Origin of the sequence: Paenarthrobacter sp. MSM-2-10-13 (assembly GCF_011605365.1) — a bacterium.
Taxonomy (GTDB): Bacteria; Actinomycetota; Actinomycetes; order Actinomycetales; family Micrococcaceae; genus Arthrobacter.
Map to the genome: position 1 here is coordinate 327,762 of NZ_JAAOXO010000003.1, position 26,173 is coordinate 353,934.

A 26,173-nucleotide genomic window follows, 5' to 3' on the forward strand; every position below is an offset into this window, starting at 1 on the left:
CCAGCTCCACGGTTTGTGCGCACCCCACAAAATCGCCCTCCGCCTGCACCGATACCGTCAAGGACATGAGCACCCAAGCACCCCTTGAGACCACCACCTACGCCATTCTGAACACCGCCCGCGAGCAGGCCCTTGAACGGGGCGAAGGCCTAAACGAATCCCAACTCATCCAGATCCTGGAGCTCCCCGACCACGCCATCCCCGAAGCCCTGCAACTCGCGCATGAGGTTCGCCTCAAGCACTGTGGTGAGGATGTTGAGGTGGAAGGCATCATCTCCATCAAGACCGGTGGCTGCCCGGAAGACTGCCATTTCTGCAGCCAGTCGGGCCTGTTCGACTCCCCCGTCCGTGGCGTTTGGCTGGACATCCCGGAGCTGGTTAAGGCAGCCAAGGAAACCGCAGCCACCGGTGCCACCGAGTTCTGCATCGTGGCGGCTGTTCGGGGCCCGGACATCAAGCTCATGAACCAGATCAAGTTTGCGATCGACCGCATCAATGAAGAAGTGGACATCAACATCGCCTGCTCGCTGGGCATGCTCACGCAACGCCAAGTGGACCAGCTGGCCGAGTGGGGCGTCCACCGCTACAACCACAACCTTGAGACAGCGCGCAGCTACTTCCCCGAGGTCGTTACTACTCACAGCTATGAGGAACGTCTCGAGACGTGCGCCATGGTGAAGGCCGCCGGAATGGAACTATGCTGCGGTGCGCTGATCGGCATGGGTGAATCATTGGCCCAGCGGGCCGAACTCGCTGCCCAGCTTGCCGCCCTTGAACCGCACGAAGTCCCACTGAACTTCCTTAATCCCCGCCCCGGCACACCTTTGGAAAACCAGGGAATCATGGACGGCAAGGATGCCCTCCGTGCCATCGCCGCGTTCCGGCTGGCGATGCCGCGGACCGTGCTCCGATACGCCGGCGGCCGTGAACTGACCCTTGGCGACCTCGGCACCCGCGACGGTCTCCTGGGTGGTATCAACGCCGTCATTGTGGGCAACTACCTCACCACCCTGGGCCGGCCGGCAAATGCGGACCTCAACCTCTTGGTGGAACTGAACATGCCCATCAAGGAATTCCAGAAGTCTCTATGAAGGCTGCAGAGTCACAGAAGTTCTGCGGCCACTGCGGCGGCGGCACTTTCAGCACCGATGGTGACGGCCCGACGTCGGACGCCCACCACAGCTGCCAACAGCGCTTGGCGATGGAGCCGCCGCGCTTTTGTCCGGAGTGCCGGCGCCGCATGAAAGTACAAGTCATGCCGTTGGGGTGGACCGCGGAGTGTTCACGCCACGGCCTGATGAGTTTTTGTACAGATACCGCCCCTAACAGCACCTCATAAGGGCGGTATCTGTACAAAAACTCCCTGGGTAGGCTGGATGCATGACCGGGAGCCGGGACCTTCTGACGCGGGAGCAACGCAGCCGCAACATGTCGAAAATCCGCGGGAAGAACACCAAACCAGAGCTGCTGGTTCGTAAACTCCTGCACGCGAAAGGCTACCGGTACCGGTTGCACGGGCAGTCCGGAGCAGTGAAGCTGCCGGGCCGCCCGGATTTGGTGTTTGCGGGCAGGCGCAAGGTCATTTTCGTCAATGGCTGTTTCTGGCATGTCCATGATTGCAAAACGGGACAGCATGCTCCGGCGGCAAATGCCGAGTTCTGGGAAGTCAAGAGAAGACGAACCCGCGAAAGGGACGCCCTGCAGCGGGAACAGTTGACAGCTGCCGGCTGGCAGGTGCTCACGGTCTGGGAGTGCCAACTTAAGAATATGTCCGTGCTCGAGGATCGGCTCACGGCATTCCTGGAGTCCGCTGAGGGTTAGGCCGGCTACGCACTACGCCCGCAAATTAACTCCGCACTATGCCAGCGATGAGGCTCCGCAAGTCAGCGGCTATCTAGGCGCGGTTGTGGTGGTTGGCGCGGAATTGACCGTGTTGTCCGTGACATTGGGCTGGGAACTCTGCTGCCAAAGCGAGAAGGCGGCCGAACCTCCAATGCCCAGCAGTACCGTCATGCAGACCACGATGATGAGCAGGAGGCCCGGTGACGGGCGAGCACCACTGTCCATGTTCTTCCCCGTTCCTGGTCCAGCCTGGAGACATCCAGATCTGCTTTCACTACTTTGTGGGGGCGAGATCAAGAGCGCCTCTGAGTCCGCTCAAGATTGGATCAATCTTTGGATATTTGGCGTTGCGCAACTTCCACGGGTCCTACTGTTGAATGGTGAATCTATTGTTTGGAGGCGGGAGGGGTTTGGTGTCTGAGTACGACGAGTGCACCGACGCCCTGGTGGATCGCACCGTTCTCACCGAACTCCAAGCAGAGTTGGGCGGCGACCACAGCATCATCAGCAGCTTCGTGCGCAACTATGTGGAGCTTCTGCCCTGGCGGGTGGGTCGGCTACACCGCGCACTGGAAAGGCAGGACATTGAGGACGCCATGGACGCGGTCCTCAGCCTCAAAACCTCCAGCCACATGGTGGGCGCCATCTGCATGAACCGCTTGGCGACCGAGCTGGAGATCAGCATCCGACTCCTGCCGAACGGAGACCACTTGGACCGCTTGGCCGCGCAGGTCCACGAAATCGAGAATTTTGTCTCCGGCACCATCCAGGAACTGGAAACGCCCCTGCAGCCTAACTAGCCGCTTCAGCCCAGCTAGGCGCTGCAGCCCAACTAGCCCCTGCAGCCCAGTTCATGGACGGCCGGGCTTAGTTGTTTGAGGCGGGCGCGAGCCTGTAGCCGACGCCGCGTACCGTCTCAAGCCAGCGGGGCGCCTGAATGCTGTCGCCGAGCTTCTTGCGCAGATTTCCCATGTGTACCTCAACGGCGCGCTCGTCCGCGTCGCTGACGTAACTGCCGACGTCGTAGGGTTCGTTGCGGAGGCGACGGGCGAGGTCTGCCTTGGTCCGCACAATCCGCCCGGTCTCCAACAGGGCGAGCAGGAGGTCGAACTCGGTGCGGGTCAGCTTGAGTTCGGTGCCGTTCAGGACCGCTGTGCGCGACCCGGCGGAAACGGCCAGACCGTTGTGGCTAACCTCGGGGTCCACCACTTCTTCCGGAGCGCTCTTGGATTCGGACGACGCCCGCGGACGCCGCATCATCGCTTCGACGCGCGCGCGCAGTTCCCGGGGACGGAAGGGCTTGGTGAGGTAGTCGTCGCCGCCGGCTTCCAGACCCATGAGGGTGTCCAGCTCTTCGGCGCGGGCGGTCAACATGATGATGTAGGCGTCCGAGGATTTCCGGATCTGGCGGGCAACCTCAAAACCGTCGATATCGGGAAGGCCCAAGTCCAGCGTAATGACATCCGGATTCAGCTCGCGGGCCGACGTCACACCTGCGGATCCGGTGGACGCGACGTGCACATCAAACCCCGCCTGGGATAGAACTACGCGTACCAATTCGCGGATATCCTGATCATCTTCAATGACCAGCCCCACACGTGCTTCACTCATCGCTGCCCCTCAGCCCCTTCGATAACCTCAGAAGTATATCCATTATGGTTAGGCTGATCTCATGAACCGACTTTCTTCCGCATTTTTGGTGGATGTGCCATGACCCCGCCGTCAACGTGGGACATTGGTGAAAAGAAGCAATTGTTGGTTTTTCGGCGCTCTTTCCACGAACATACCCTGCGTATGCGAGTAGTGCTCAGCCAATTGCCGTTATCGGTGTGTGTCTCTATTTCGGCCATCCTGGTTTGGCTGTATTTTCCTGCCACGCTCGAAAATCCGCTGTTCCTCATTTTCCTGCTGAGTCAGGCGCTCCTCCTGGCACTGTGCATCATTGTGCCCTGGCACCGGCTCCCGTTCGCCACCTTCCTCAGCATCCCCATCCTGGACATGGTCTCCATCGGCTTCGCCCGTGAAGGTGCGGTGGAGTCCATCACCGGCCTCAGCGTCCTGGTGGTGTTGCCCGTCATCTGGCTGTGTGCTTCAGGGTTGTACCCGAAACTGGCCATTGTCCTGTCCTTCCTGGGACCGTTAGGGATCGTCTGGGTTCCCTTGTTCGTGAGAGGGACCCTCAGCGAACAGGACCTCACCAAGCCACTGCTGTTCCCCATCCTCATGTTGGGCATCGGTGTTTCCGTGAGTGTTCTGACCCTGAGCATGGTGCGTCAGCAGCGTGCGTTGGAGCAGAAGGACGAGGCCCTTAAGGAAGCACTGAGCGTCAGCACCAAACAGGAACGGCTCCTGAACACCGTCATGGAAGCCCTTCCCCTGGGCGTGGTGGCCGTCGACGGCGATGGCCATGATATCCTCATGAACCGTCGCCAGCGCCAAACACACGCACTGGCAACTCCCCCGGACAATGACGATCCCAACGAATCACAGTTGCTCATCTTCGACACGGACCGGACCACGCCCCTGGATGCCGACCGCAGGCCGGTGCGCCGTGCAGTCCTGGGCGAAAGGTTCACCGACCAGTTGGTGTGGTTGGGTTCTGGGAGCGATCAACGTGCCTTCACCGCGAGCGCACGCCCCATGGTGGACGACTCCGGCAAGTTCGCCGGGTCCGTAGTGGTGTTCAGCGACGTCACGGACTTGGTGAACGCCCTCGCCGCCAAAGACGACTTTGTTGCCAACGTATCCCACGAGTTCCGTACGCCTCTAACGTCCATCCTTGGGTACGTTGAGCTGATCCTGGATGAGCCGGACACCCTCGACGCCAAGGCACGCAAACAGCTGGACATCGTCAGGCGGAACGCGGAGAGGCTCCTGACCCTCGTCTCGGACTTGCTGGCCATACGTTCGGGCCAGATCGTCATTCAACCTCACACAGTGGACGTTGCCGAGTTGGTGCGCGGGAGCGTCAACTCCGCAGAGCCCCGTGCCGCCAAGGCCGGCATCAGGCTCTCCGTGGATCTCCCCGACGCCTTGGAAGCCCGCATCGACTCCTCAAGGATCGCGCAGGTACTGGACAACTTGGTATCGAATGCCATCAAGTACTCCCCCGACGGCGGGGACGTTGAAGTGGCCGCTTGGGAGGATCAGGACTTCATCTTCTGCCGGGTCACCGATACCGGGATGGGGATGAACGAAGAGGAACAGGCCGAGGCTTTCACCAAGTTCTTCCGGGCCGGCGGCGTACGCAAAAGCGCCATTCCCGGCGTCGGGCTTGGACTGCCCATCAGCAAAGCCATTGTTGAGGCGCACGGCGGAACCATCACGTTGGAAAGCGAACCAGGCCGGGGCACCACGTTCACGGTGAAGATGCCCTCGTGAGCATCAGCGCTGAGGGGCGCCTGCACCCATCTCAGCGTCCCGACGGCGGCCGAACAGGAAGTAGCTGACCGGGCCGAAGAAGTTGATGAAGGAGACAGCGCGCCAGACCGCCTTCTTGCCTCTGATCTGATCGTCAGGAGTCTTGCCGATGCTCCGCTGCGCCGCGCCCAGCAAGGCCATGTTGATGGCGCCGCTGACCAACAGCATGGTCCGTTGGCCTTTGGTCATATCGCGCCATGATTTCTTGCGGCCCATAGTGCCTCCTCCAGTGAAGATTTACTTATCAGGCTAGTCCGACGCCGGGCGGCCCGCCACAGCCTGGCGGACTACCTCGCCCCAGGATTGTTCCGCCAGGTCAGCCACTGCGGACAGGATTTCCGACGGCGGCAAGGACAGGTCCAGCGGGTACTCCACAATGTCGATGTCCGTGTTGAGGATCCTACGCAGCTTCATTTCCCCCGAACCCGCGTAGACGAGCCATGCGGTGGGTACCCTGAGGGCTGTGCAGTATGCCAGCAACTGGTAGTGGTCCGCGCTTAGGGACGCGCCGGCGTCGGAGGCTGCCTGGTATTTGGAGTCGTAGACCACCACGGGACGCCCACCCAGGAAATGCACGGCGTCCGGACGAACGGTAATGCGATCGGAGTCCCGGACTGCCTCATTGAGGAGCGCGCCGTACTGGAGGCGCATCTCTCCCGGGTGGGCACTCATGGCGCTGCGCAACGCGGTCCCCACGAATTCCTCGAACACCTGGCCCATGTCCACCACGAAGGACGCAGTTTGCTGCTTACCCTCACCGGCCTCGGCGGAAGCGTTGCGGAGGATCACCTCGGCCAGGCGCAGCACGGGGTGGTACCTGAGGTTCATCCGGCTGGCCCGCCACGGCGGCAGGGGCGCTCCGGACTGGAGCCGTGTGACGGCGTCGAGCTTTCCCTTGAGCTGCCGCAAACGGCTCAGGACAGTGGGCCGGACGCCGGGAACCTGACCCATGCGCTCCAAGGCAGCACGGAGGATACGGTTCTCCGCGATGTCCTCTGTGAATTCGTCGTAGGAGACTTCCAATGGCACCATCATCCCGGGACGTCGTGAAATCTGGTCCGAGATCCGGATGCGCCCTTTGACGGTGCGCAAGGACTCCTCCACGGTGAGGTAGCCCTGCAGGACGCCACGGCTCAGGGCTTTGTCCGCCAACTGAGCTAGTGATTCGGCCAGTGCGCTCCACAGGTCCGGGTGCTCCACGGCCTCCACTGAGTGATCACGGAAGCCCTGCTCTCCGGCGTAGCTGAGCAGGAAGAGGAGCCTGCTCAGGCCAAGCCGGTCCTTGGGACGGACTTCGAGCTGCACCGTGGTGGTCCGTACTGAGCCCACCTTGCCAACGGGTTCAATCCGGTAGAGGCCCATGCCCATGGGAGAGGCCTTGGCCAGCCCGCTGGTGTTGATGAACGCCGCCGATTGGGGATCGAGTTTTTCCACCACCCCGCGGGAGAGCTCGTCCATGACGATATGCCGGGGGCCGGAGTTGACCCGCCCCGCGCTGGCGGGCGCACTCCCCGCGCTGGCGGGCGCACCCCCCGCGCTGGCGGGCGCACGGCCGGGCCTTGGCGGGATGCCTTTAGCGGGCTGCAAGACGTCCCAGCAGCTGGTCCAGGCCGAAGCGTTCCTCCAGCTGCGCCCGGTTCAGCTGCCCGTGATAGTGCTCCTCCAGCAACGGCATGAGCTCGTACTTCCAGATGCGGCGGAGTCCAGTGGGGTTCTGGGCCGCGTTCTTCATGAAGTAGGACGGCCCGATCATCAGGTCCCGGTCCCAGTCGTCGATCGCGTCATTGAGCGCATCCAGCAGGTCCGCGTTGAGGGTGTCCAGACCGCGGGCTTCCAGGAAGCGACGCAGCGTGCCACGGATCGGATCCTCTTTGGGGTGGAGCTCGATGAACGCAAACCGCCGGCGAATGGCGGCGTCCATCATGGCGATGGAACGGTCCGCGGTGTTCATGGTTCCGATGATGTAAAGGTTGTCCGGCAAGCTGAAGGGCTCATTGGGGCTGTACTGGAGGTAGATGCGGTCGTCCCGGTATTCCAGGAGGAAGTAGAGCTCGCCGAAGACCTTGGCCAGGTTGGCGCGGTTCATTTCATCGATGATCAGGAAGTACGGCTTGTGCGCATTCTCGGGTTTCGCGGCCTCCTCGGCGAGACGCCGCAGTGGACCGGCCACAAGTTTGAAGGACACTTGGCCATCATCAGTTTTGTCCGGCCGGTAGCCCTCGAAGAAATCCTCATAAGCGTACGAGGGATGGAACTGGACCAGCTTCACCCGTTCGTCGGTGTGGTCACCGGCCAACTCGGCGGCAAGATGCTTTGCGAGGTACGTTTTGCCGGTTCCCGGCGGACCATAAAGAACCAGTTGGCGGTTTTCCTCGAGAAGTTCAGCGATCTCCTTGAGTGGTTCAACGTCCATGTGCAGGGACGCTGCAAACTCTTCGGTCAGCGGCCGGAACCCTTGCTGGACAACCTCGACGACGGTGGTGGGCGGGGCTTCGTCCTCGCCGTCGGTTTCGGCTTCCACGGGGAGCAGCTCCTGCAGGGCCTGAATCACCCTGGTGACGTCCACGATGATGCCCGGGGTGGAAAGTTGACGCTGGGCGTGACGGGGAAGCTCGGGGATAGCGTAACTGTCATCGAACCAGCGGACCTTGCGGCGGATCCGCCGATTGTCTTCATGGTGTTCGGGTTCTCCGAGGACCACACCAACCCTTACCCGGCCGGCGTGCTGGTACAGCGTGAGGTCACCTGGCTTCATGACTGTCAGGAAAGCGAAAACAGCTGTTTTGGTGTCTTCGCGCTCCACGTAGCCCAGGTGCTTGTAATCCTCATCCACGGCATGCTGGACCACGCCTGCCGTGACCCCTGCGTTGAGGGCGCGCAGATGTTCCACATCCAAGGTGGCCTTCTCTTCGGCAACCCAGGCGGCCAGCAGGTCCGCATTGTCGTGATGGGTACGCAGGAGCCAGGAACGGCGCCCCGGATCTCCCACCTTGCGCCATTGGCTTACCAGTTGGCGTCCGTACCAGTCGATGCGCTGCCCGGCTTGCTCGTCCAGGTGCAGGCGGATGCGGTGGATGTCGGCGGTAATGTCCTCGTCTGTATCGCCCCCGGCCCCGCCGACGAGAGAAGCAAAGGCGTCCCGGATTTCCTGGCGTTCAACGTCTGCCACTACGGGCTCAAAGTAGCTCGGCCACACCAAGTACTCGATGCTGCGGCGCAGGGCAGGCTGATCCTCGGGCGTTGCGGCGGCCAGTTCATGGAACTTCAGCGGGTCCGCGAGTGCCTCGTTGATGGTGGCTGTGCTTTGGCTGTCCACGTGGGCCACGAAGCGGCACAGCCATTTCAGGTGGTCCCAGATGGTCCAGTTGAACTCGGCGGTGCGGTCACGGATGACGCCGTGGTCCGTCATGCCCTCATATAGCTCTTCCGGCAGCTCGATGGGCGGCTCGACCCATGATGCGGCCTCGGTGACGCGGGCACGTTTGACCCGGAGGGACTTGACCTCGTGTGCGAGCGGCAGTGATTGCAGGAACAGCAGTTCCACGGCCAGCAGCTTGGCTTCCCGGGACGCGCCATGGAGGTTCTGCCGCAGGTTGGTCATCATGGGGGCTTTGGAGTCCTCCACCCCGCGTTCGAGCCTTTCCAGGAGCTCACCGGCAGCATCTGCGGTCCACGTCAACGTCCTGCCGTCCAGCGCCGAGGGTCTCCCGTGGAGCGCCGGACCCAGCACATACCAAGCTGCGTCCTCGATCTCCTTGGAGACTCCGGGGGCGCGGTCAATGGCAGTTTTTACGGAGGGAATCACCATGCCAACTTACCTTGTTTGGTTTATCCAAGCATCTGGATATCCACAGGCTTGCTGCCCATCCCGGCTAAGCTGCGTTCAACCCCCGATTGACCAGCGCTAACTTCCGTCGCGGAGGTCAGCCGGAGGTTCGTCCTTCACTTCGATGGCGTCGAAACGTGCCTCACAGCTCTCGCCCATGGGCGCTTGCGACATGAACCCGACGTGCACTGCCTTCTCCGTATCCAGCCTGAACAGCCGTACGAAGGACCATTCCCGGCCGTCCGATGACCAGTGGAAAGCCCACGCTGGCCCTAGCCGGCTCACGCGCAGGTAAACCCACGGGGCGTCCACTACGGGGCCGTTGGAATCGTCGGAGTAGTTGTTGGTCACCACGCTGACCACCATGGCTTCCCCTTGCGGAGAATACTCGAAGCAGAGCTTGGCCCAGTGCTCGCTGTCCGCCCACAAAGTCAGCACACCGGCGTCGAACGTTGTCCGTGGTGAGGCCACCAACACCCGGGCTGAGAGTGAGAACGCGGCAGGTGCCCTGAAGCCCAACGCTGTGGCGCGGTGCTGCGGCTCGCCGCCCAGGGAATCGTTGGTCCAGTCGACGCCGGGGGCTGCCGTGAGCGTCAGCGTCCCCTCCGCCTGGTCGTAGCTGGCATGGCCGTCTGACGAGGACCATTCCAAAGCTGGCAGTCCCGGTATCTCGGGGGGCATTACGTGCTCCGTTCGTTGCGTCTGCATGTTCCAGAACACGCTTTCAGAGATTACTCCCGATGTGCGGGAAGCCACACCGCGCGCCCGTCAGTGCATCCCGAACTGATAGGCCGCAGGGACGGGTTCGTCCGGGCACACTTCTTCCCACAAGGCCGCAATGGCGTCCTCGCCCTCGCGGAGGTCCGGAATCTCGACACCCTCACGCAGGATCGCGGCTGCTTCGGCGGCTTTCCCGGTTCGCGCGAGCGCCAGCGCCTTGAGGAACCGCAAACGTCCGACGCCGGCGCCATCCTTGGGTGCCGACTCCACCAGTCCCAGTGCCATGGCGGGGTCCCCGTGCCGGATGCTGAGCGTGACGGCTTCCGTGAGCAAGGCTGTGGTGGAGGGGTCAGCGTCAACACCCCTCCGGAGCTCGGTAAGTCCATCAGCCTCCTGACCTGCGGCGAGCAGGGCCAAGCCCAAGCCGCGGTGCGCGAGCGCCCTGATGCCGGGAGCGGCCTCTCCATCGGAAAGCACCCCGCGGTACCCCGCCTTCGCACCGTCCAGGTCCTGACGGGCGTGCTTCATGGTGGCCAAGTGAAACCTCGATTCGGGGCTGGCCTGCCCACCAAGCAACTCTTCCCAGTCCGCCCCGGCGACGAAACCGGGCCCGCCGTCGAACGTTTTTCCCTCCAACAGACCGAGCCACGGTTCCTGCTCGGCCGTGACGCTCTCCACCCCGAAAGGTGTACCGCTCTCATCCACCCAGCCCTTCCCGGATTTCCGGCGCCGGGCGCGTTCAAGAACGCCCCAACCACTGCCGCGCAGCAGCATGGTGGACGGCGGGATGTCGGCGTCGTTGAGGGCTGCGGGAAGCATGGCCTCGAGTTCGTCATGGGGCAGGAGTTGTTCCAATCGCTGGCTGGCGTTGGCCACCGCAGCGTCCCAGTCGGCACCGTGCGAGGTTTCCGGATCGAGATGACCGTTGCCGTAGGCCTCTACCCATGCCCATGCAGCCCCGGCGGGCATGTTGAGGTGTTCAAACTGCGTCTGCGCCAAACCCGCCTGGATTTCGGCATACGGTCCAGCTCCGGGGCTCAGCCATTCCTGCCACCGCTTGCCGCCCTGCCCCTGGCCCCATACGAAGAGCTTCTTGCCGCGGAGGAGTCCCGTGGAGAGCATCGCCAGCCCGTCGCCGTCGTCGTCGGCTGCAACAACCCAACGCCGTTCGGAAGGGTCGATGTCGAAGAAGAAATCCGCCGCGTGGGGGCTGTTGACCGGCCACGTGCCGTCATATCCTTCGTGGGCGGTGGGCCGGACGCGGGTGATGTCCGTGGTGTAGTCGCTGCCGAAAGCCTCATCCGCCGGGGCGATCACGCGGGTCCGCTCGGTCTCAGGGATGGCTGCGTTGCTCCACCAGTACATCGGGACCTCGTGGTCGTTTGGGTTGCGGATCCGCACCGCCGCGAAGACCACAGGCGAGTCGCCGGGCAGCCAGATGTCCACTTGAAAAACCACTTCCCGCAGCCGCTCGTATTCCCACATCCGCAGGATGTGCTTGCCGTCCGGGGTGCGGACAATCGCGGTGTGCAAAGGATCGCAGCTGGTGGGCGAATGACCTCGGGTGCCGATGTTCCATTCCAGCCCACCGGCAAACCACGCTTTCCGCAGCGCAACGTTGGCAAGCTGCGGAGCATTGTGGGTGTGCAGGAGTTGCTTGCCGGTCTGTTTGTCGAAAATCTCCCAGATGCGGCCGCCCAGCGACGGGAGGACAGTCACCTTGAGCTTGCTGTTTTCAAGCACGACGGCGGGAAACTGCTTGGGTGCCGCGTCCCGGCTGTAGCCGTCCTGCATGAGGTACGGGTACATGTTGGGCACCACACCGAACCGCGCCGAGGCCTGGAGATCCTCCGGCACCCCCTCTCCCACGGTGTAGGGCTGGTCCAGCTCAGCCGCCACCACGGGCAAGGGGTTGAGCGGACCGAGCTCGGCCATGGTCAGGGAAACGGTGGTGACTGTGAGGGTGGAGGTTGCTGTGTCTGCCACGTCAGTATCCGATCGTGAGAAGGAGACCGCGCTGCGGCTCGATGGCTATGGCTTGGCCGGGCACGTAGCTCGCGGCAGATTGGAAGCCGGCGATGGTGGGGGCCTTGATGATTCTGGTGGCGGCAGCATCGTCGTCGAAAATCAGCGTCACTTGTTCAGTGTCCGCGGCCCAGGAGGCCAGCGCTACAACCATTCCGTGCTCCGTGAGCCACGTGGTGGCCAGAACGTGGGGGTGACTTGTCTTTATGGGGGCCTGCGGGTCCCAAAACCCTTGCATATGCCCGTGCTCCAACCCGGTTTGGGCCCAGAACTCCCAGAGCGGGCGGTTGTCCACGGCAGGTGCCCGGCCTGTCATCCCGAACACCATGCCACGCCATGGGTTGCCACCGCCTTCCAGCATCTCGCCCATGAGGCCGAAGGGAATGCCGGAGAGCTCCACCAGCCAATAGTCGGGATCGGTGGTGTTGTAGTCGAAGTACTCCCCCAGCCATAGCCTGTCCACATAAGGCAAATGCTCCATGTACAGATTGGCGGAGGATGCGTAACCGTCGTGCGCAGTGAACTGGTTTGCTGAATGGAGGTCAATCTCAGGGCCGTCTACACCACGGGTTATGCAGGCCCGCTCCAGGACCTTGCGGACCCGCTGCATGGCGTGGCGGTCATAGGCGATGTCATCCAGGTAGATGCCGTCAATCCCATCCTCCCCGCCGGCCAGTTCCTGAAGGCTCCGCACGTAGAAGTTCTCCCACCGTGATTCGCCGGTTGTCACCACGGCGATGTCCTCCACATTGGGTGCAAACCACGCTGAAACGTAGCCGCTGCCGGCATGTTCCTGCAGCCAGATGTGGCCTGCCCCTGGACCGTCGCTGAAGACTTCGTGGTCCAGGTGCAGCAACGGCAGCAGCTCCGGGCTATGGAACGTGAGCTCGCGGACCGTGTTGTAAACCTTGGCTTTGAGCCCGTGCTGATGGCACTGGGCCACGTACTTCCGCAGCGAGTCCTGGGTCAGCAAGGGATCATTGATATAGAGCGCCGGCGCCGTGGCGTGATGGACGTTGACCACGGTGGCACCAGCGGCCTTGATGTCCGCAGGGTTTTCAGGAGCGTGGAAGTACCGTTTTCCAAGGTGTTTACCGGGATCGATCGGCTTGAACGGTGTCAGCAGCAGGCGGAAATCGAAGTCCAATGGCTCATCCGCCCTTAGGGTCCGGGCACCACTGAAGGCACGCAGCGTGGCTGTGTCCTCCGATGTCCGCAACGCGACACCGCCCCGGACTCCGCTTTCACCGCCGGCCTGCTGCCGGTTGGCCCACGATCCCGGTTCCACCAACGGCTTCTCCCGGTAGAAGTTGGTGTTGAGCGGCCGTTCATAGCTGCCATCACGTAAGGAAAGCTGGACGCCTACATTCACACTCCCCAGCCACAACGCATCCTGGTTCTTCGCCGCCACGTCCCAAGTCCAGTCGATGGTGTCCGGCCGTCTTCCACCCGGGATGCCCAACCCCATGGCCAGCGGAACCGAAGCCTCATGGAGCGCCAGCTGCAGGCCGACGTCGTTCACCTCCAAGGTCCCCACCGGGCTGAGCCGCAGCGAGTACGAAACTGCCCCATCGGCGTCGAGAACGCCGTTCAGCTCCAGCGTCAGCGCCGCCTTGCCGTCCTTGCGACCTGTCCAGGCGCAGCGCCACGACATCCGCGCCGGGCCGTCCTCAGTGAAAACTAGCTGACCGTGCGTCCAATCAATTCCCTCAACGTCCAGCCGCATGGGAGCACTGAAAAGCTCGACGACGGGACCATCCGTTGCGGTCACCGCGGTGGTAAACGTTGACGTCACCTGCGCCGGAAGTCCGGACTCCGTCAGCTGCAAGGACCTGCCCAGAATCCCCAACGTCCTGCTCGTTTCGTCCAAAGTGATGGCCGTATATGGCCTAACGAGCTCCGCGTCCTGAGCCACTCGCGAATCCAGCCAGGCCAGGCGCCGAAGGGAACGTGCATCTCCGAAACCGCCCGCAAGGAGTGCCGGATCTGTTTCCGCGGCCACATCAAGCCTGACCACGATCTCCCGTGGTGGCTCCCCCGCTGCATGGATAGTCACCATGGCGGAGTGCGTGGTTCCCGCAGCTGCCTCAGGGATGGGAAGGACCACCAGCAAAGCCCGTACAGTGCCGGCAGGAATGTTGAGGGCTCTGTGCCATGGCTTGCCCAGCCTGTCCACGCCATCGGTGTTGATGCAGCGCCCGCTGGTACCTTCTCCTCCCGTTGAGTCTCCTCCCGTTGGCTCTTCCCCGGCTGATGGGGTGACCTGAACTGTCACGCCGTTGAGATCCTTCTGCGCATACAGTCCCAACTGGACCACATAGTCCTCGCCAGCCTGTGCAGTGCCGTGGAAAGCCTCCGAGGGCCCGTTGATCACCCAGTGCGCCGGTAGGTCATGCCGCATGGAGATGGGATTCAGGCGGTCCTCGGGAAACACCAGTAGGGCTTCTCCCGCGTGGAGTGCCCGGAACCGCTCCAGTTCGTCTGCGCGGGCGGTGAAGTTCATGGGTGCGAACGAGTCCCGTCCGCTTGCCGCCTCATATCGGAGGACTTTGGCGGTGGGCAGCGCAGCTTGCGCCCCGCTTGCCCAGGCGGAACGTCCGACGGCGGCGGCCCAGGCCGGATCTGCGGCAGGACGACGCGGGAGGTACTGCGCCTGGGGATAGTGGGCTTTCCCCAGCATGGCGTACGGCAGGTAGAAGACGAAGTAGATGCCAGGGCCCTCTGTGGCTTCGAAGACAACCGTTCCGGACTCGCGGGTGGCCTCTTCCACCATCACGTTCCGGACCCTGATGCCGGTCTTCTCCGAGACGACCATGACATCAACCGTTGCGGGGTCCTTGTCCTGCCGCCGCCACGGGATGACAGCCCTGTGGGCCGCACCAACCCCGCCGCCCCTTCCGCTGAGCCCCGCTTCAGCCACATCCAGGACTTCCACAACGAATCGGTGATTGCCGTAGAGCAGTTTGTCCCACGCGCCGATGCCACAATCCACCTCCGGGTGGGCTGTCACTGAACCGATTCTGCTGGGATTTGGCGGGGTGATGAGGGCCGGTGAAACCGGCGCGGGCAGCGGCATCGCTGAGACTCCTGAAGGTAGCTTCCGGGGTTTTTCACCTGTTTGGTGAATCCTTACATCATCCCGGCGTTCCGTGGAGTCGTAAAGGGTTATTGCGATGCGCGATCACTGCAATTCCCGCCCCCGAATACTGGCCATGACGCTGCCAGGGCATTATGACGGTGCTAGTTGGAGGCGGCCAGGTGCTACTTGGAGGCAGCCAGGTTCAGTGCGTTGACTTTCGCCCTCGCCGCCCGGACGACGTCGCGGTTGGTAACTGTGTAAGCCGTGGGATCGCTGCCGTCCTGCGCACCGAGGGAGACCGCCCCATCGGCGAGGGTGGAGACCGTCTTCTTGGCCGAAAGGTGGACCGCAGCAAGGCCTGCCCTGTGCATCGCAGGGATGTCGTCAAGGGTTAGTCCTCCCCCGGCCATGATCTGCAGTGCACTCCCGGCACGTTCTGCCATGGTGGTCAACGTGGACAGCCCGGCCCCCGCGGTGGCCTCGTGGCCCGAGGTCAGGATCCGCGTGAAGCCAAGTTCCATCAGCTGTTCAAGAGCGGCCACGGGGTCTCGTGACTGGTCTATGGCCCTGTGAAAGGTCAACTCTGCTTCCGGGTTGGCTTCCTTGGCGGAATCCACGAGGCGCTGGATCGCGTGAACGTCTACGTCTCCGGACGCGGTGAGCGCCCCGACCACCACCCCGTGGGCACCCTGAGCCAGCAGATGGCGGATCTCGTGGACCATGGTGTCTACGTCGGACGCAGAGTACCGGAAGTCGCCGGGCCTGGAGCGGATCAGTGGATGGATCGCCAGACGGCCGTCAACGTGCTCCATGCTGGCTTCCATGAGTCCTTGGCTTGGCGTGACGCCACCAAGTTCCAGGCTGCTGCACAGTTCGATGCGGTCGGCTCCCTCGGCGGCTGCCGTGCCTGCACCCGCGGCACTCACCACGGCAATTTCAAGTTTCATGGTGAAACTCTACGTGGAATTTTTGTACAGCTGATGCCCCTAAGACGGCCATTTGAGGGCATCAGCTGTACAAAAACTCGTCAGCCCTGGTACTTCTGCAGCTTTTCCTTTTGCTCCGGCGTGAGCCTTAGGACCCGTCCTGTGGCCTCGGCGACGAAAGCCAGGTGAGTAGTTGCTTTCACGCAGTCTTCCCGCGTGACAGGATCTTTGATGACGTAATGGAGATCGAAGCTGGCGCCTTTGATGGCCCCCACCCAGATCTCCACCACAGCCGGGATGTTGCGGTAATCCAAAGTCCGGACGTACCGGACTTTGTGCTCCACAACCAGGGTCATGGTGCCTTCCTCGACGTCATTGAACAGGGCCGCCGGGGGCTCTACGCCCGGAAGGCCCGCTCCGCGAGGGGGCCCGAAGGCTGCGATACGGGCTTCCTCCAGCATCCGCACAATCTGGACGTTGTTGATGTGGCCGTAGGCGTCCATGTCACCCCAGCGCATGGGTACGAGGACCTCTATGCGGCGGGGTGCCATGGACTCCTTCAGTGTTTCCGTGCTCAGCTGTGCACCGCCGTCGAGTCGTCCACAGCGGTCTCTTCCTCACCAGCGAACTGGGACATGTACAACCGGTAGTAGGCCCCCTGCAGTGTGAGCAGGTGGGCATGGTTGCCCTGCTCCACGATCTTGCCGTTCTCCATCACCAAAATGGTGTCGGCGTCGCGGATAGTGGACAGGCGGTGGGCGATCACGAAGCTCGTCCGGTCCGTCCGAAGGGCAGCCATGGCCTTTTGCAGCAACAGCTCCGTACGGGTGTCCACGGAGCTTGTAGCTTCGTCCAGGATCAGCAGCGACGGATCTGAAACGAAGGCACGGGCGATGGTGATGAGCTGCTTTTCACCGGCGCTGACGTTGTTGCCTTCTTCGTCGATGATCGTCTGGTAACCGTCCGGGAGGGCACGCACAAAGCGGTCCACGTAGGTTGCCTTGGCCGCTTCCATGATCTGGTCCTCGGTGGCGTCCAGCTTGCCGTACTTGATGTTGTCGTAGATGGTCCCGCCAAACAGCCAGGCATCCTGCAACACCATGCCCACCTTGGACCGCAGTTCTGCGCGGCTAAGGTCCTTGATGTCCACGCCATCCAAGGTGATCCGGCCTGCGTTGAGCTCGTAGAAACGCATCACCAGGTTCACCAGCGTGGTCTTCCCGGCCCCGGTGGGGCCCACAATCGCCACGGTATGGCCAGGTTCGGCAGCAAAGGACAGGTCCTCAATGAGCGGTTTGTCTTCTACATAGCTGAACGAGACGTGCTCGAACTCAACATGGCCGTCGGTCTTGGCGGGCAGATTGCGGGTCCCGGTCTCTTCAACTTCTTCCTCGGCATCAAGGAACTCGAAGACGCGCTCTGCCGAGGCAACACCGGACTGCAGCATGTTGGCCATGCCGGCAATCTGGCCCAGCGGCTGGGTGAATTCACGTGAGTACTGAATGAAGGCGGTGGCATCGCCCAGGCTCATGGAGCCCGAGGCAACGCGCAAGCCACCCACCACGGCAATGCCGACGTAGGACAGGTAGGACACGAAGTTCATGGCCGGGAAGATCACGCCGGACACGAACTGCGCACCAAAGGAGGCCTTGTAGAGTTCCTCGTTCTTCTCGTCGAAACGCTTCAGCATGTCGGCATCGCGACCGAAGACCTTCACGAGGTCGTGTCCGGAGAAGGACTCCTCGATCTGGCCGTTCAGTGCGCCGGTGTTCTTCCACTGTGCTGCGAAGAGCTTCTGGCTGCGCGCACCAATGACGCCCGCCACAATGCCGGACAACGGCAGGGCGATCAGGGCAATGAGCGCCAATTCCCAGGAGACGATGAACATCATCACCGTGATGCCCACGACTGTGAGCACTGAGCTGACCAGTTGGGAGAACGCCTGCTGGAGGCCCTGCTGGACGTTGTCGACGTCGTTGGTCACGCGGGACAGGATGTCGCCGCGCTGGCGGGTGTCGAAGTAGTTCAGCGGGAGCCGGTTGAGCTTTGCCTGAACGTCGTTGCGCAGCTTCTTAATGACCCGCATGACGATCCTGTTGAGCAACCAACCCTGGGCCCACAGGAAGATGTTGGCCACAAAGTACATCAGGAGCACGATCGAAATCAGGAACGTCAGCTTGGGGAAGTCAATCCCGTTGGTGAGCTCCATCTTGGAGACCATGTCCGCAAAGTTGCCTTGGCCTTGCTGGCGCATGAGCTCAACGAACTGCTCCTGCGAGACCCCCTCCGGGATCTGCCGGCCCACAACGCCACCGAAGATGACGTCCATGGCACTACCCAGGACCTTCGGAGCAATCACATTGAGGACTACCGAGACAATGACGAGCCCGATCACGATGTACACGCCAACGGCCTCGGGCTTCAGCAGGCCCATGAGTCGCTTGGCGGACGGCCAGAACTCTTTGGCCTTCTTTGCCGGGACGTCGCCGAACATACCGCCATCAGCTTCGGAGGGGACGTATTCTTCTTCAACAAAGTCGTCGTCATCGAGCACTTCGGTGGCTACCTCAGCTTCAGCTGTTGCCTTGGCATCCTTGGCGGCTTGAGCCTTGGCAGCCCAGCCACGCTTCTTCTGCTGGTCCTGCTCGGTCATGCCACTTCCTCCACGCTCAGCTGGGATTCAACGATTTCCTGGTAGGTGGGTGAGGTCTCCAGCAGTTCGTCGTGCGTTCCGCGGTCAACAATCCTTCCGTTATCCAGCACAAGGATCTCGTCCGCGTCCGCGATGGTAGAGACGCGCTGGGCCACGATAATGACTGTGGAATCCCGGGTCTTGGCCTTCAAGGCTTTGCGCAGACGGGCGTCGGTAGCAACATCGAGCGCGGAGAACGAATCATCAAACAGGTACACATTCGGTTTGGTAACCAACGCCCTGGCAATGGAAAGCCTCTGGCGCTGGCCACCGGAGACGTTGGTACCGCCTTGGGCGATGCGCCGGTTCAAACCGGATGACTTTTCTTCCACGAAGCCCTTGGCCTGTGCCGTTTCCAACGCTTCCCACAGCTCTTCGTCCGTGGCGTCAGGCTTGCCGAAACGAAGGTTGTGCTCGATTGTTCCTGAGAACAAGTACGGCTTCTGCGGCACCGCAGATACGCGGCTAGTGATCTCCGATGCGTCCATCTTCGTGACGGGCACACCGTCCAGCAGGACGTCACCGGATGCGACGTCGTAAAGCCGCGGCAGCAGCGAGACCAAGGTGGTTTTGCCGGCACCCGTGGAGCCGATGATGGCCAGGGTCTTGCCCGGCTCAGCAGTGAAGGAAATGTTGCTCAGCACCGGAGCCTCGGCACCGGGGTACTTGAAGGTGACGTCCCGGAACTCCACACGTCCCTTCTTCTCAGCAGGCACTACCGGCGAGCTGGGGTTGTGGATGGAAGGCTCGACGTCCAGTACCTCACCTATGCGGTCTGCACAGACGGATGCGCGGGGAATCATCATGGCCATGAACGTGCCCATCATGACAGCCATCAGGATCTGCAGCAGGTACTGGAGGAAGGCCGTGAGCGCACCCACCTGCATCTCCCCGGAATCCACCCGCTGGCCGCCAAACCACAGCACGGCGGCCGTGGACAGGTGCAGGATCATGCCGATGGCCGGGAACATCAGGACGAACAGGTTGCCGATCTTTACCGACACTGCAGTGAGGTCATCATTGGCGTCCCCGAAGCGCCTGGCCTCGTGGGGCTCGCGAACAAAGGCCCGGACCACGCGAATACCGATGATCTGTTCGCGCAGCACGCCATTGATGGCGTCGATCTTGGTCTGCATGGAACGGAACAGCGGCATGAGACGGACTACAAGGTAGCCCACCACGGCCACCAGGACAGGAACGGAGACCCAGACCAACCAGGAAAGGCTAAGGTCCTCACGGAGCGCCATGATGATGCCGCCCACACACATGATGGGGGTTGAGACCATGAAGTTCAGGCCCATGAGCACCAGCATCTGTACCTGCTGGACATCGTTGGTACCGCGGGTAATCAGCGTGGGAGCACCGAAAGTGTTGACGTCCTGGGCTGAGAAGCTACTGACCTGCCGGAAGACGCTGCGGCGCAGGTCCCTGCCAATGGCCATTGCAACGCGGGACCCGAAGTACACAGCGATGATGGCAGTGACCACTTGTCCAAGGGCGACAGCGAGCATGAGGGCACCGGTCTGCCAGATGAAGTCGGTGTCTCCGCGGGAAACTCCCTCATCAATAATTCTGGCGTTGAGGCTGGGGAGGTACAGCGTAGCGATGGTGGATGCGAGCTGAAAAATCAGCACGGCCACGATCTGCGGCAAATACGGCTTGGAGTAGCGCCGTATAAGGGTGACAAGCATGCCCACGGGTCCTTAGAAAGAGTGCGTGAAAGAGGTAAGAGAAGTGTGGCAGCCGGGGCTGACAGTATTAGCCTCCCTACTCTACGAAATCCGTTGCCCCGGCGAAACATCTTTCGGGAAAGATCATCCCAGCGGAGTATCTGCCGGGTGACGGATGCTCCCGCTGCCGCAAGACCGGCTGTCGGGGCAAACAAGAAAGCGCCGGCTGGTTTCCCAGCCGGCGCTCCCAATCCCGCCCTCGTTGGCCGTTTCCCCGCACTCCATCAGGAGCCCCGGCCTGGATCCCCGGACAGGGCCGGGACCCCAGTGAGTTAGCCTGCGTGCTTGCCGTGGTCCGAACGGGCTTCGACGCCTTGGAGGAGCAGCAACGCCATGCGCTCCTGCTGCCTGCGCTCACGCTTGAGTTCTTTGCGGATCGCTGCAAGCTCTTCCGCGGTGTGGGCTTGCTGCTCGGCAATGGTCTGCTGCTCCCGCAACCGGGCCTGCAGCTCCACGTTGGCACGGCTCAGCTGAAGCTGTTGTTCCGCCAGGACGTACTGGGTACGGGACAACTGCTCCTGGACTTCCTTCACATCAGCGGTGCCGTGAGGCCGTTCCTGCGTGAGGATCCGAGCGAACTCGAGGTCAAGATCGGTTCCGGACTCCGGGTTCGGAACCTGACGGTCCCCTACCGGAACCTGACGGTCCGCCCCTACCTGACGTCCGCCCACCGAAACCGCAGGATGGGCACTTGGGCGGCGGGCGCCGTCGTCGGACGCTTTCACTGCGTCCATGGACGCCGTGTCCAGTGACATTCCGGCGTCCCCTGAAGCCGTGGCAACCAGTTCTTTCTCAGGAGCTGCATCCACGGTGCGTCGCAGTGGACGCTCCTTGATGAACAGCACGGCGAGGAGGGCAACGACGCTGATGATCGCGGAGATCAGGAAGATCTGAGCAGTCGCGTCACCGTAGGCAGCGCGCATGATGTCCGCGATGGGGGCAGGCATGTCAGCCAGGTCCATGCTCGCTCCGGACGCGCCACCCTGGGCAGGGATCCCTGCGGCAGTCATGCCCTCAACAGCGAGTTCCTTCACGTGGTTGGACATGATGGCACCGAGAACGGATACGCCGATTGCGCCACCAACCGAGCGGAAGAACGCCACGGAGGCACTCGCGGTTCCGATGTCCTTGGCCTGGACGGTGTTCTGAACAGCGAGGACCAGGTTCTGCATCAGCATGCCCAGGCCGAGCCCGAACACACCGGTGTAGATCGCCACTATCCACAGTTCAGTGGTGTGGTCCATGGTTCCGGCGAATGCGAGACCGCCAATGAGGAGGACGGAGCCTGCAATCAGGAACCTCTTCCACTTACCGAAGCGGCTGATCAGGATGCCCGAAGCGACCGAACCAATAAGGTTTCCGGCGATCATGGGCAGCGTCAGCAGCCCTGCCTCGGTGGGTGTGGCGCCGCGGGCAACCTGGAAGTACTGACCCAGGAAGGTTGAGGAACCGAACATGGCGATGCCAACCGCAACGGAGGCAACAATGGCCAGGGCCGTGGTGCGCTCGGAGATGATCTTGAGGGGGATGATGGGCTGGGCCACCTTGGTTTCCACGAACACGAGCACAGCCAGAAGAGCTACGCCGCCACCCACCATGAGGGCGGACTGCCAGGAGAACCAGTCGTAGTAGTCGGGGTTGCCGGCGAAGGAAACCCAGATCAGCAACAGGCTGACGCCGGAGGTCAGCAGGATGGAACCGAGCCAGTCGATCTTGGCGGGACGCTTGATGTGCTCGATTTTCAGCGTCACCTGCAGCAGTATGAGCGCGACGACGGCCAGCGGCACGCAGACGAAGAACGTCCAGCGCCAGCCCAACGGGCTGTCAACGATGAAGCCACCCAACAGCGGTCCGCCAGCAGTGCCAACGGCCATGACGGCACCCATGTAACCGGAGTATTTACCGCGGTCGCGCGGCGGAATCATGGAGCCGATGATTGCCTGGGCCAAGGCTGTGAGGCCACCCATGGCCACGCCTTGGATGACGCGGGCGGTGAGCAGCAGCGGAATGGTTTCGGAGAGTCCAGCCATTACTGAGCCGGCCACAAAGATGATGATGCTCAGCTGGACCAGGAGCTTCTTGTCGAAAAGGTCCGCGAGCTTGCCCCAGATGGGTGTGGTTGCAGCATTGGCCAGCAACGCTGCCGTGATGACCCAGGCGAAGTCGGTTTGGGTGCCCTTGAGCTCGGACATGATGGTGGGCAATGCGTTGGCAACAATAGTGCTGCTGAGGATTGCGGTGAAGAAGGCGGCGAGGAGGCCGGTGAGGGCTTCCATGATCTGCCGGTGCGTCATGGGCGCTGCGGCTTTGCTGGCCGCGGGGCTGGCTGAGGCGTCCACCGCCTTGGTGTTCTGAACTGCTGGTGTGGCCATGGTGGCTCCTAAGCTGTCTGGTTGGTTGTGATGGAGCCGGCCGCCGTTGCCCGGATTGAGTCCTTGAGTGACTCGGTGAGTTTGTTGATGACCTGGGAGGCCTCGAGGGCGTCAGCCTCGCTCCAATCCGCCAGGTAATCGCGCAGTCTCACGCTGCGTTGTTCTTCGAATTCGCGCAGTTTCGCGGAGCCTTCCTCCGTCAGGGCAAGCAGTTGGGCCCTGCCGTCCGCGGGATCGGGCCGCCTGACCACGAAGCCCAGTTCCTCGAGTTCGGTGACGTGCCGGCTCAGGACCGGTGCACTGACACCGAGCCGCGTGGCCAGATGCGTAGCGCGGGTCTCCCCCTCGCCAATGAATCGCATCACCCCTTGAACAGCCATTCCGACGTCGGGAACACGCGCCATGTGGGCGGTCACCACACAGCGCAGTGTGCGCTGGAGGTCGAAGATTTGATGCACAAGATCGGTTGCTGTGGCGGAACCGACGGACATGGAAAACACCCCTCTTTTGCTTGCCTAAAGCAACTATAACTCAGATTGATTGCTTTGGGAAACTAAAGATGCGTTTCGGTTCTGTTGCGGGGCCCGCTCTGCACCTTATTTCGTGGGAATTGGGTGCAGAGTGGGCCTCGCAACGCAGAAAACCCCCGCACGAGGTTCCGTGCGGGGGCTTTCTGCGTTTACTTGGGTCTACTTAGTCGTCCAAATGCGTGGGGCCGAACATCTTCAGCAGGGTCTCAACCACGACGACGTTGGGTCCGTCCGCTGCGAAGGACGCCTTGAGCGCGTCCCCCACTTCCTCCGGAGCAACCCGGCGCGCCGGGACGCCGAAGGACTCGGCAAGCTTCACGAAGTCCGGGCGGGCGAGCTCGGTGGCGGTGGCTTGGCCAAAGGCGCCCACCATGTACTCACGCAGGATGCCGTAGCCGCCGTCGTCCACAATCAGCCAGGTGACCGGGACGTTGTGCTGCTTGGCGGTGGCGAGCTCGGAGATGGAGTACATGGAGGATCCGTCACCGGAAACGGCCAGCACCCTGCTCGGCTTCCCGGTGGTGTCCAGCCCGACGGCACCACCAATGGCAGCCGGGAAACCGTAGCCCAAGCCGCCGGCGCCTTGGGCGGAGTGGAACTGGCCCTGCCGGGCGTCCCAGCAGCTCCAGCCCCAGTACGCAGAGATGGTCATGTCCCAGAACGTCTGCATGTCAGCCGGAACAGCCTCGCGGATGTCGGCCATGAACTTCAGTTCCTTGGCCAGGTCCTGTGATTCCAGGCGAGCCTTGACCTTGGCCAGGGATTCCTTGACCACGTCCTCCGGGCTGGTGCCGTGCCAGTCACGCTTCACGGAGTCCGCGGCACCGGCAGCTGCGAGGGCTTCGTCCAGGGCCGCTAGGGCCTGGCCGGCGTCGGCACGGATGCCCAAACCGGGCCGGTTGGATTCCAGGACGCGGGGTTCGGCGTCGATCTGGATGATCCGGCCGCGTGGTTCGAACGTGAAGTAGTTCGAGGTCACTTCACCCAGGGAGGAGCCGATCACGATCAGCACATCGGCGTCTTCCAGGACGTCGGTCATATACCGGTCCTCGATCCACGACTGTAAGGACAGCTCGTGGGTCCACGGGAACGCGCCGTTGCCGCCCGGGGTGCAAATGACCGGAGCCCGTAATTGCTCGGCGATCGAGAGCAACGACTTCTCGGCCCGGCCACGACGGGTACCGCCGCCGGCGATGATGGCCGGACGTTCCGCCGTCGAAAGCCACTTCACGGCCTCGCGGATCAGCTCGACGCGCGGCGGGTTGTCGAATGCTTCGGCGAGGGCGTCCTCCACCGGGGGAACCATGATCGGGTCCAGCAGGACGTTTTGCGGGATTTCGATCCACACAGGACCCTGCGGTGAGGAGATCGCTTCGGTCCACGCGTCCTGGATGGCCGAGGGGATGCCCGAGGCGTGCTGGATCAGTCGCTGGCTCTTGGTGACGTTCGCGGCCGAGGCCTTCTGGTCATCGAGCTGGTGCAACATGCCCTTGCGGCGGGCACCCAGGCCATCGAGCGGAATCTGGCTGGCCACAACCACCATGGGAACACCTGTGGCATAGGCCTCCTGCAAACCGGCCAGGGACGTCAGCGCACCGGGCCCGGTGGACAGGAACAGCACACCCACCTCGCCGGTGGCACGTGAATACCCGTCCGCCGCGAACGCCGAGTTGTTCTCCACACGGGAGGAAACGAAGTGCAGGTTGCCGCGGCCCATCGCGTCAAAAAGACCCAGAGCATGCTGGCCCGGGATACCGAAGACGGTCTTCGCGCCCAGCGCTTCAAGGGTCTCGACGACGAGGTCCCCACCGTTGCGCTGGTTGGTTCCCTTGGTGGGGGCTGCTGTGCCCGGATCGAAATCGATCATCGCTGGTCTCCGGTTGCTCCGGTTGCCTGCGCGAGTTCCGCGATGCGGGCGCCGAGGGCCTGCTGCGCGTAGCCGTTGGGGGCACCTTGGCGGTCACCTTCCACTGCGTTGTCCGCCATGAGGGTCACGAGCTCGTAGGCTACGTGGCTGCCTGCAACACCGGTAATTTCTGCGTGGTCGTAGGCCGGAGCAACTTCAACGATGTCCGCACCAACGAGGTTCATGCCCCGGAAACCCCGGATGATTTCCAGGAGCTCGCGGCTGGTGATGCCGCCGGCTTCAGGAGTGCCGGTGCCGGGCGCGTGCGCCGGATCCAGGACATCGATGTCCACGGAGATGTACAGCGGACGGTTGCCGATGCGGGCGCGGATCTTAGCCACGGTCTCAAGGACGCCCTGGTAGTAGACGTCTGCGGAGGTGACGATTCCGAAGCCGAAGCGGTGGTCGTCGTCGAGGTCCTTCTTGCCATACAGCGGACCGCGGGTACCGACGTGGCTGATGGCCTCGGTGTCAAGGATGCCCTCTTCCACGGCCCGACGGAACGGGGTGCCGTGCGTGTACTCGGCGCCAAAGTAGGTATCCCAGGTGTCCAGGTGTGCGTCGAAGTGGAGCATCGCGATGGGCTCACCGGCACGCTCAGCGGCAGCCCTCAACAGAGGCAGGGCGATGGTGTGGTCGCCACCGAGAGTGACCAGTTTGCTGCCGTTGGCCGAGAGATCCAAGGCGTTCTGCTGGATGGTCTCGATGGCCTCGTTGATGTTGAACGGGTTCACGGCCATGTCGCCGGCGTCGGCAACCTGGATGTTCTCGAACGGGCTGACGTCCCATGCCGGGTTGTAGGGACGGAGCAGGCGGCTGGCTTCACGCACATGGTTGGCACCGAAGCGCGCGCCAGGGCGGTAGGAAACGCCGGAGTCGAAGGGGACGCCAACAACGGTGACGTCAGCCTTGGAGACCTGGTCCAGGCGGGGCAGGCGGGCATAGGTGGCGGCACCGGCGTAGCGCGGGATGCGGGATGAATCGATGGGGCCGAGGTTCCCGTTGGCCTCAATGCGGAGCTCTTCCAAAATGCCTCTCCTTCGAGATAAGTCAGCGTCTGTGACACCCATCATACACTCAAAGTTGTCTAATAAGCATCACATGT

Annotated in this window: 20 protein-coding genes; 4 read left to right on the forward strand and 16 right to left on the reverse strand. The window is 62.5% G+C overall.

What is annotated here, in order from left to right; translation table 11 throughout:
- The first annotated feature begins 65 nt into the window (after nucleotides 1–65).
- Entirely contained in the window at nucleotides 66–1,091 is a 1,026-nt protein-coding gene (gene bioB / locus HAV21_RS09840; RefSeq protein WP_166841559.1) for a biotin synthase BioB, read from the forward strand.
- 289 nt (nucleotides 1,092–1,380) lie between these two features.
- Nucleotides 1,381–1,821 carry a very short patch repair endonuclease gene (locus HAV21_RS09845; RefSeq protein WP_166841560.1) on the forward strand — a complete coding sequence of 147 codons (441 nt, stop codon included), beginning with the start codon at nucleotides 1,381–1,383 and terminating at the stop codon, nucleotides 1,819–1,821.
- Between the two features lie 69 nt (nucleotides 1,822–1,890).
- Here the strand turns inward: HAV21_RS09845 and HAV21_RS09850 are convergent, their stop codons facing one another.
- Nucleotides 1,891–2,067 (reverse strand): hypothetical protein, encoded by a 177-nt coding sequence (locus HAV21_RS09850; RefSeq protein ID WP_165450215.1) that lies wholly within the window; start codon nucleotides 2,065–2,067, stop codon nucleotides 1,891–1,893.
- Between the two features lie 188 nt (nucleotides 2,068–2,255).
- Between HAV21_RS09850 and HAV21_RS09855 the strand changes: the two genes are divergently transcribed.
- The gene (locus tag HAV21_RS09855) at nucleotides 2,256–2,642 is read left to right on the forward strand and encodes an Hpt domain-containing protein (RefSeq protein ID WP_166841561.1); all 387 of its coding nucleotides are present in this window, start codon (nucleotides 2,256–2,258) and stop codon (nucleotides 2,640–2,642) included.
- Nucleotides 2,643–2,709: 67 nt separating this feature from the next.
- Here HAV21_RS09855 and HAV21_RS09860 read toward each other — a convergent pair whose 3' ends face one another.
- Entirely contained in the window at nucleotides 2,710–3,453 is a 744-nt protein-coding gene (locus tag HAV21_RS09860) for a response regulator transcription factor (RefSeq protein ID WP_142940038.1), read from the reverse strand.
- 99 nt (nucleotides 3,454–3,552) lie between these two features.
- Between HAV21_RS09860 and HAV21_RS09865 the strand changes: the two genes are divergently transcribed.
- A complete protein-coding gene (locus tag HAV21_RS09865) occupies nucleotides 3,553–5,223 on the forward strand; it encodes an ATP-binding protein (RefSeq protein WP_166841562.1) in 1,671 nt (556 codons plus the stop codon).
- A gap of 3 nt (nucleotides 5,224–5,226) precedes the next feature.
- On the opposite strand, the gene HAV21_RS09870 is transcribed toward HAV21_RS09865, so the two are convergent.
- The 14 genes from HAV21_RS09870 to speB all read right to left on the reverse strand — a co-directional run bounded on the left by HAV21_RS09870 (nucleotide 5,227) and on the right by speB (nucleotide 26,096).
- A complete protein-coding gene (locus tag HAV21_RS09870; RefSeq protein ID WP_166841563.1) occupies nucleotides 5,227–5,478 on the reverse strand; it encodes a PLD nuclease N-terminal domain-containing protein in 252 nt (83 codons plus the stop codon).
- 33 nt (nucleotides 5,479–5,511) lie between these two features.
- The gene (locus HAV21_RS09875; protein WP_166841564.1) at nucleotides 5,512–6,720 is read right to left on the reverse strand and encodes a restriction endonuclease; all 1,209 of its coding nucleotides are present in this window, start codon (nucleotides 6,718–6,720) and stop codon (nucleotides 5,512–5,514) included.
- Nucleotides 6,721–6,835: 115 nt separating this feature from the next.
- Nucleotides 6,836–9,070, reverse strand: a complete 2,235-nt coding sequence (locus tag HAV21_RS09880) for an AAA family ATPase (RefSeq protein WP_166841565.1) — start codon at nucleotides 9,068–9,070, stop codon at nucleotides 6,836–6,838.
- Nucleotides 9,071–9,166: 96 nt separating this feature from the next.
- Nucleotides 9,167–9,769 carry a DUF1349 domain-containing protein gene (locus HAV21_RS09885; protein WP_166841566.1) on the reverse strand — a complete coding sequence of 201 codons (603 nt, stop codon included), beginning with the start codon at nucleotides 9,767–9,769 and terminating at the stop codon, nucleotides 9,167–9,169.
- A gap of 87 nt (nucleotides 9,770–9,856) precedes the next feature.
- Nucleotides 9,857–11,794 carry a DUF5107 domain-containing protein gene (locus HAV21_RS09890; RefSeq protein ID WP_347877635.1) on the reverse strand — a complete coding sequence of 646 codons (1,938 nt, stop codon included), beginning with the start codon at nucleotides 11,792–11,794 and terminating at the stop codon, nucleotides 9,857–9,859.
- Between the two features lies 1 nt (nucleotide 11,795).
- Nucleotides 11,796–14,843: a glycoside hydrolase domain-containing protein gene (locus tag HAV21_RS09895; RefSeq protein WP_347877636.1), complete on the reverse strand. Its 3,048-nt coding sequence runs from the start codon at nucleotides 14,841–14,843 to the stop codon at nucleotides 11,796–11,798.
- 251 nt (nucleotides 14,844–15,094) lie between these two features.
- Nucleotides 15,095–15,859, reverse strand: a complete 765-nt coding sequence (locus HAV21_RS09900) for a copper homeostasis protein CutC (protein ID WP_142940045.1) — start codon at nucleotides 15,857–15,859, stop codon at nucleotides 15,095–15,097.
- Between the two features lie 80 nt (nucleotides 15,860–15,939).
- Nucleotides 15,940–16,356: a thioesterase family protein gene (locus HAV21_RS09905; protein WP_166841664.1), complete on the reverse strand. Its 417-nt coding sequence runs from the start codon at nucleotides 16,354–16,356 to the stop codon at nucleotides 15,940–15,942.
- Nucleotides 16,357–16,412: 56 nt separating this feature from the next.
- A complete protein-coding gene (locus HAV21_RS09910) occupies nucleotides 16,413–18,491 on the reverse strand; it encodes an ABC transporter ATP-binding protein (RefSeq protein WP_166841568.1) in 2,079 nt (692 codons plus the stop codon).
- Complete coding sequence (locus HAV21_RS09915; protein ID WP_142940047.1) at nucleotides 18,488–20,221, reverse strand: ABC transporter ATP-binding protein; 1,734 nt, start codon at nucleotides 20,219–20,221, stop codon at nucleotides 18,488–18,490. The genes HAV21_RS09910 and HAV21_RS09915 overlap by 4 nt, the downstream gene beginning before the upstream one ends.
- Nucleotides 20,222–20,532: 311 nt before the next feature.
- Nucleotides 20,533–22,632: an MDR family MFS transporter gene (locus tag HAV21_RS09920; protein WP_142940048.1), complete on the reverse strand. Its 2,100-nt coding sequence runs from the start codon at nucleotides 22,630–22,632 to the stop codon at nucleotides 20,533–20,535.
- A gap of 8 nt (nucleotides 22,633–22,640) precedes the next feature.
- Entirely contained in the window at nucleotides 22,641–23,123 is a 483-nt protein-coding gene (locus HAV21_RS09925; protein ID WP_142940049.1) for a MarR family transcriptional regulator, read from the reverse strand.
- A 202-nt stretch (nucleotides 23,124–23,325) separates the two neighbouring features.
- The gene (locus HAV21_RS09930; RefSeq protein ID WP_166841569.1) at nucleotides 23,326–25,029 is read right to left on the reverse strand and encodes a thiamine pyrophosphate-binding protein; all 1,704 of its coding nucleotides are present in this window, start codon (nucleotides 25,027–25,029) and stop codon (nucleotides 23,326–23,328) included.
- The gene (speB, locus tag HAV21_RS09935) at nucleotides 25,026–26,096 is read right to left on the reverse strand and encodes an agmatinase (RefSeq protein ID WP_166841570.1); all 1,071 of its coding nucleotides are present in this window, start codon (nucleotides 26,094–26,096) and stop codon (nucleotides 25,026–25,028) included. The genes HAV21_RS09930 and speB overlap by 4 nt, the downstream gene beginning before the upstream one ends.
- Between the last annotated feature and the right edge of the window lie 77 nt (nucleotides 26,097–26,173).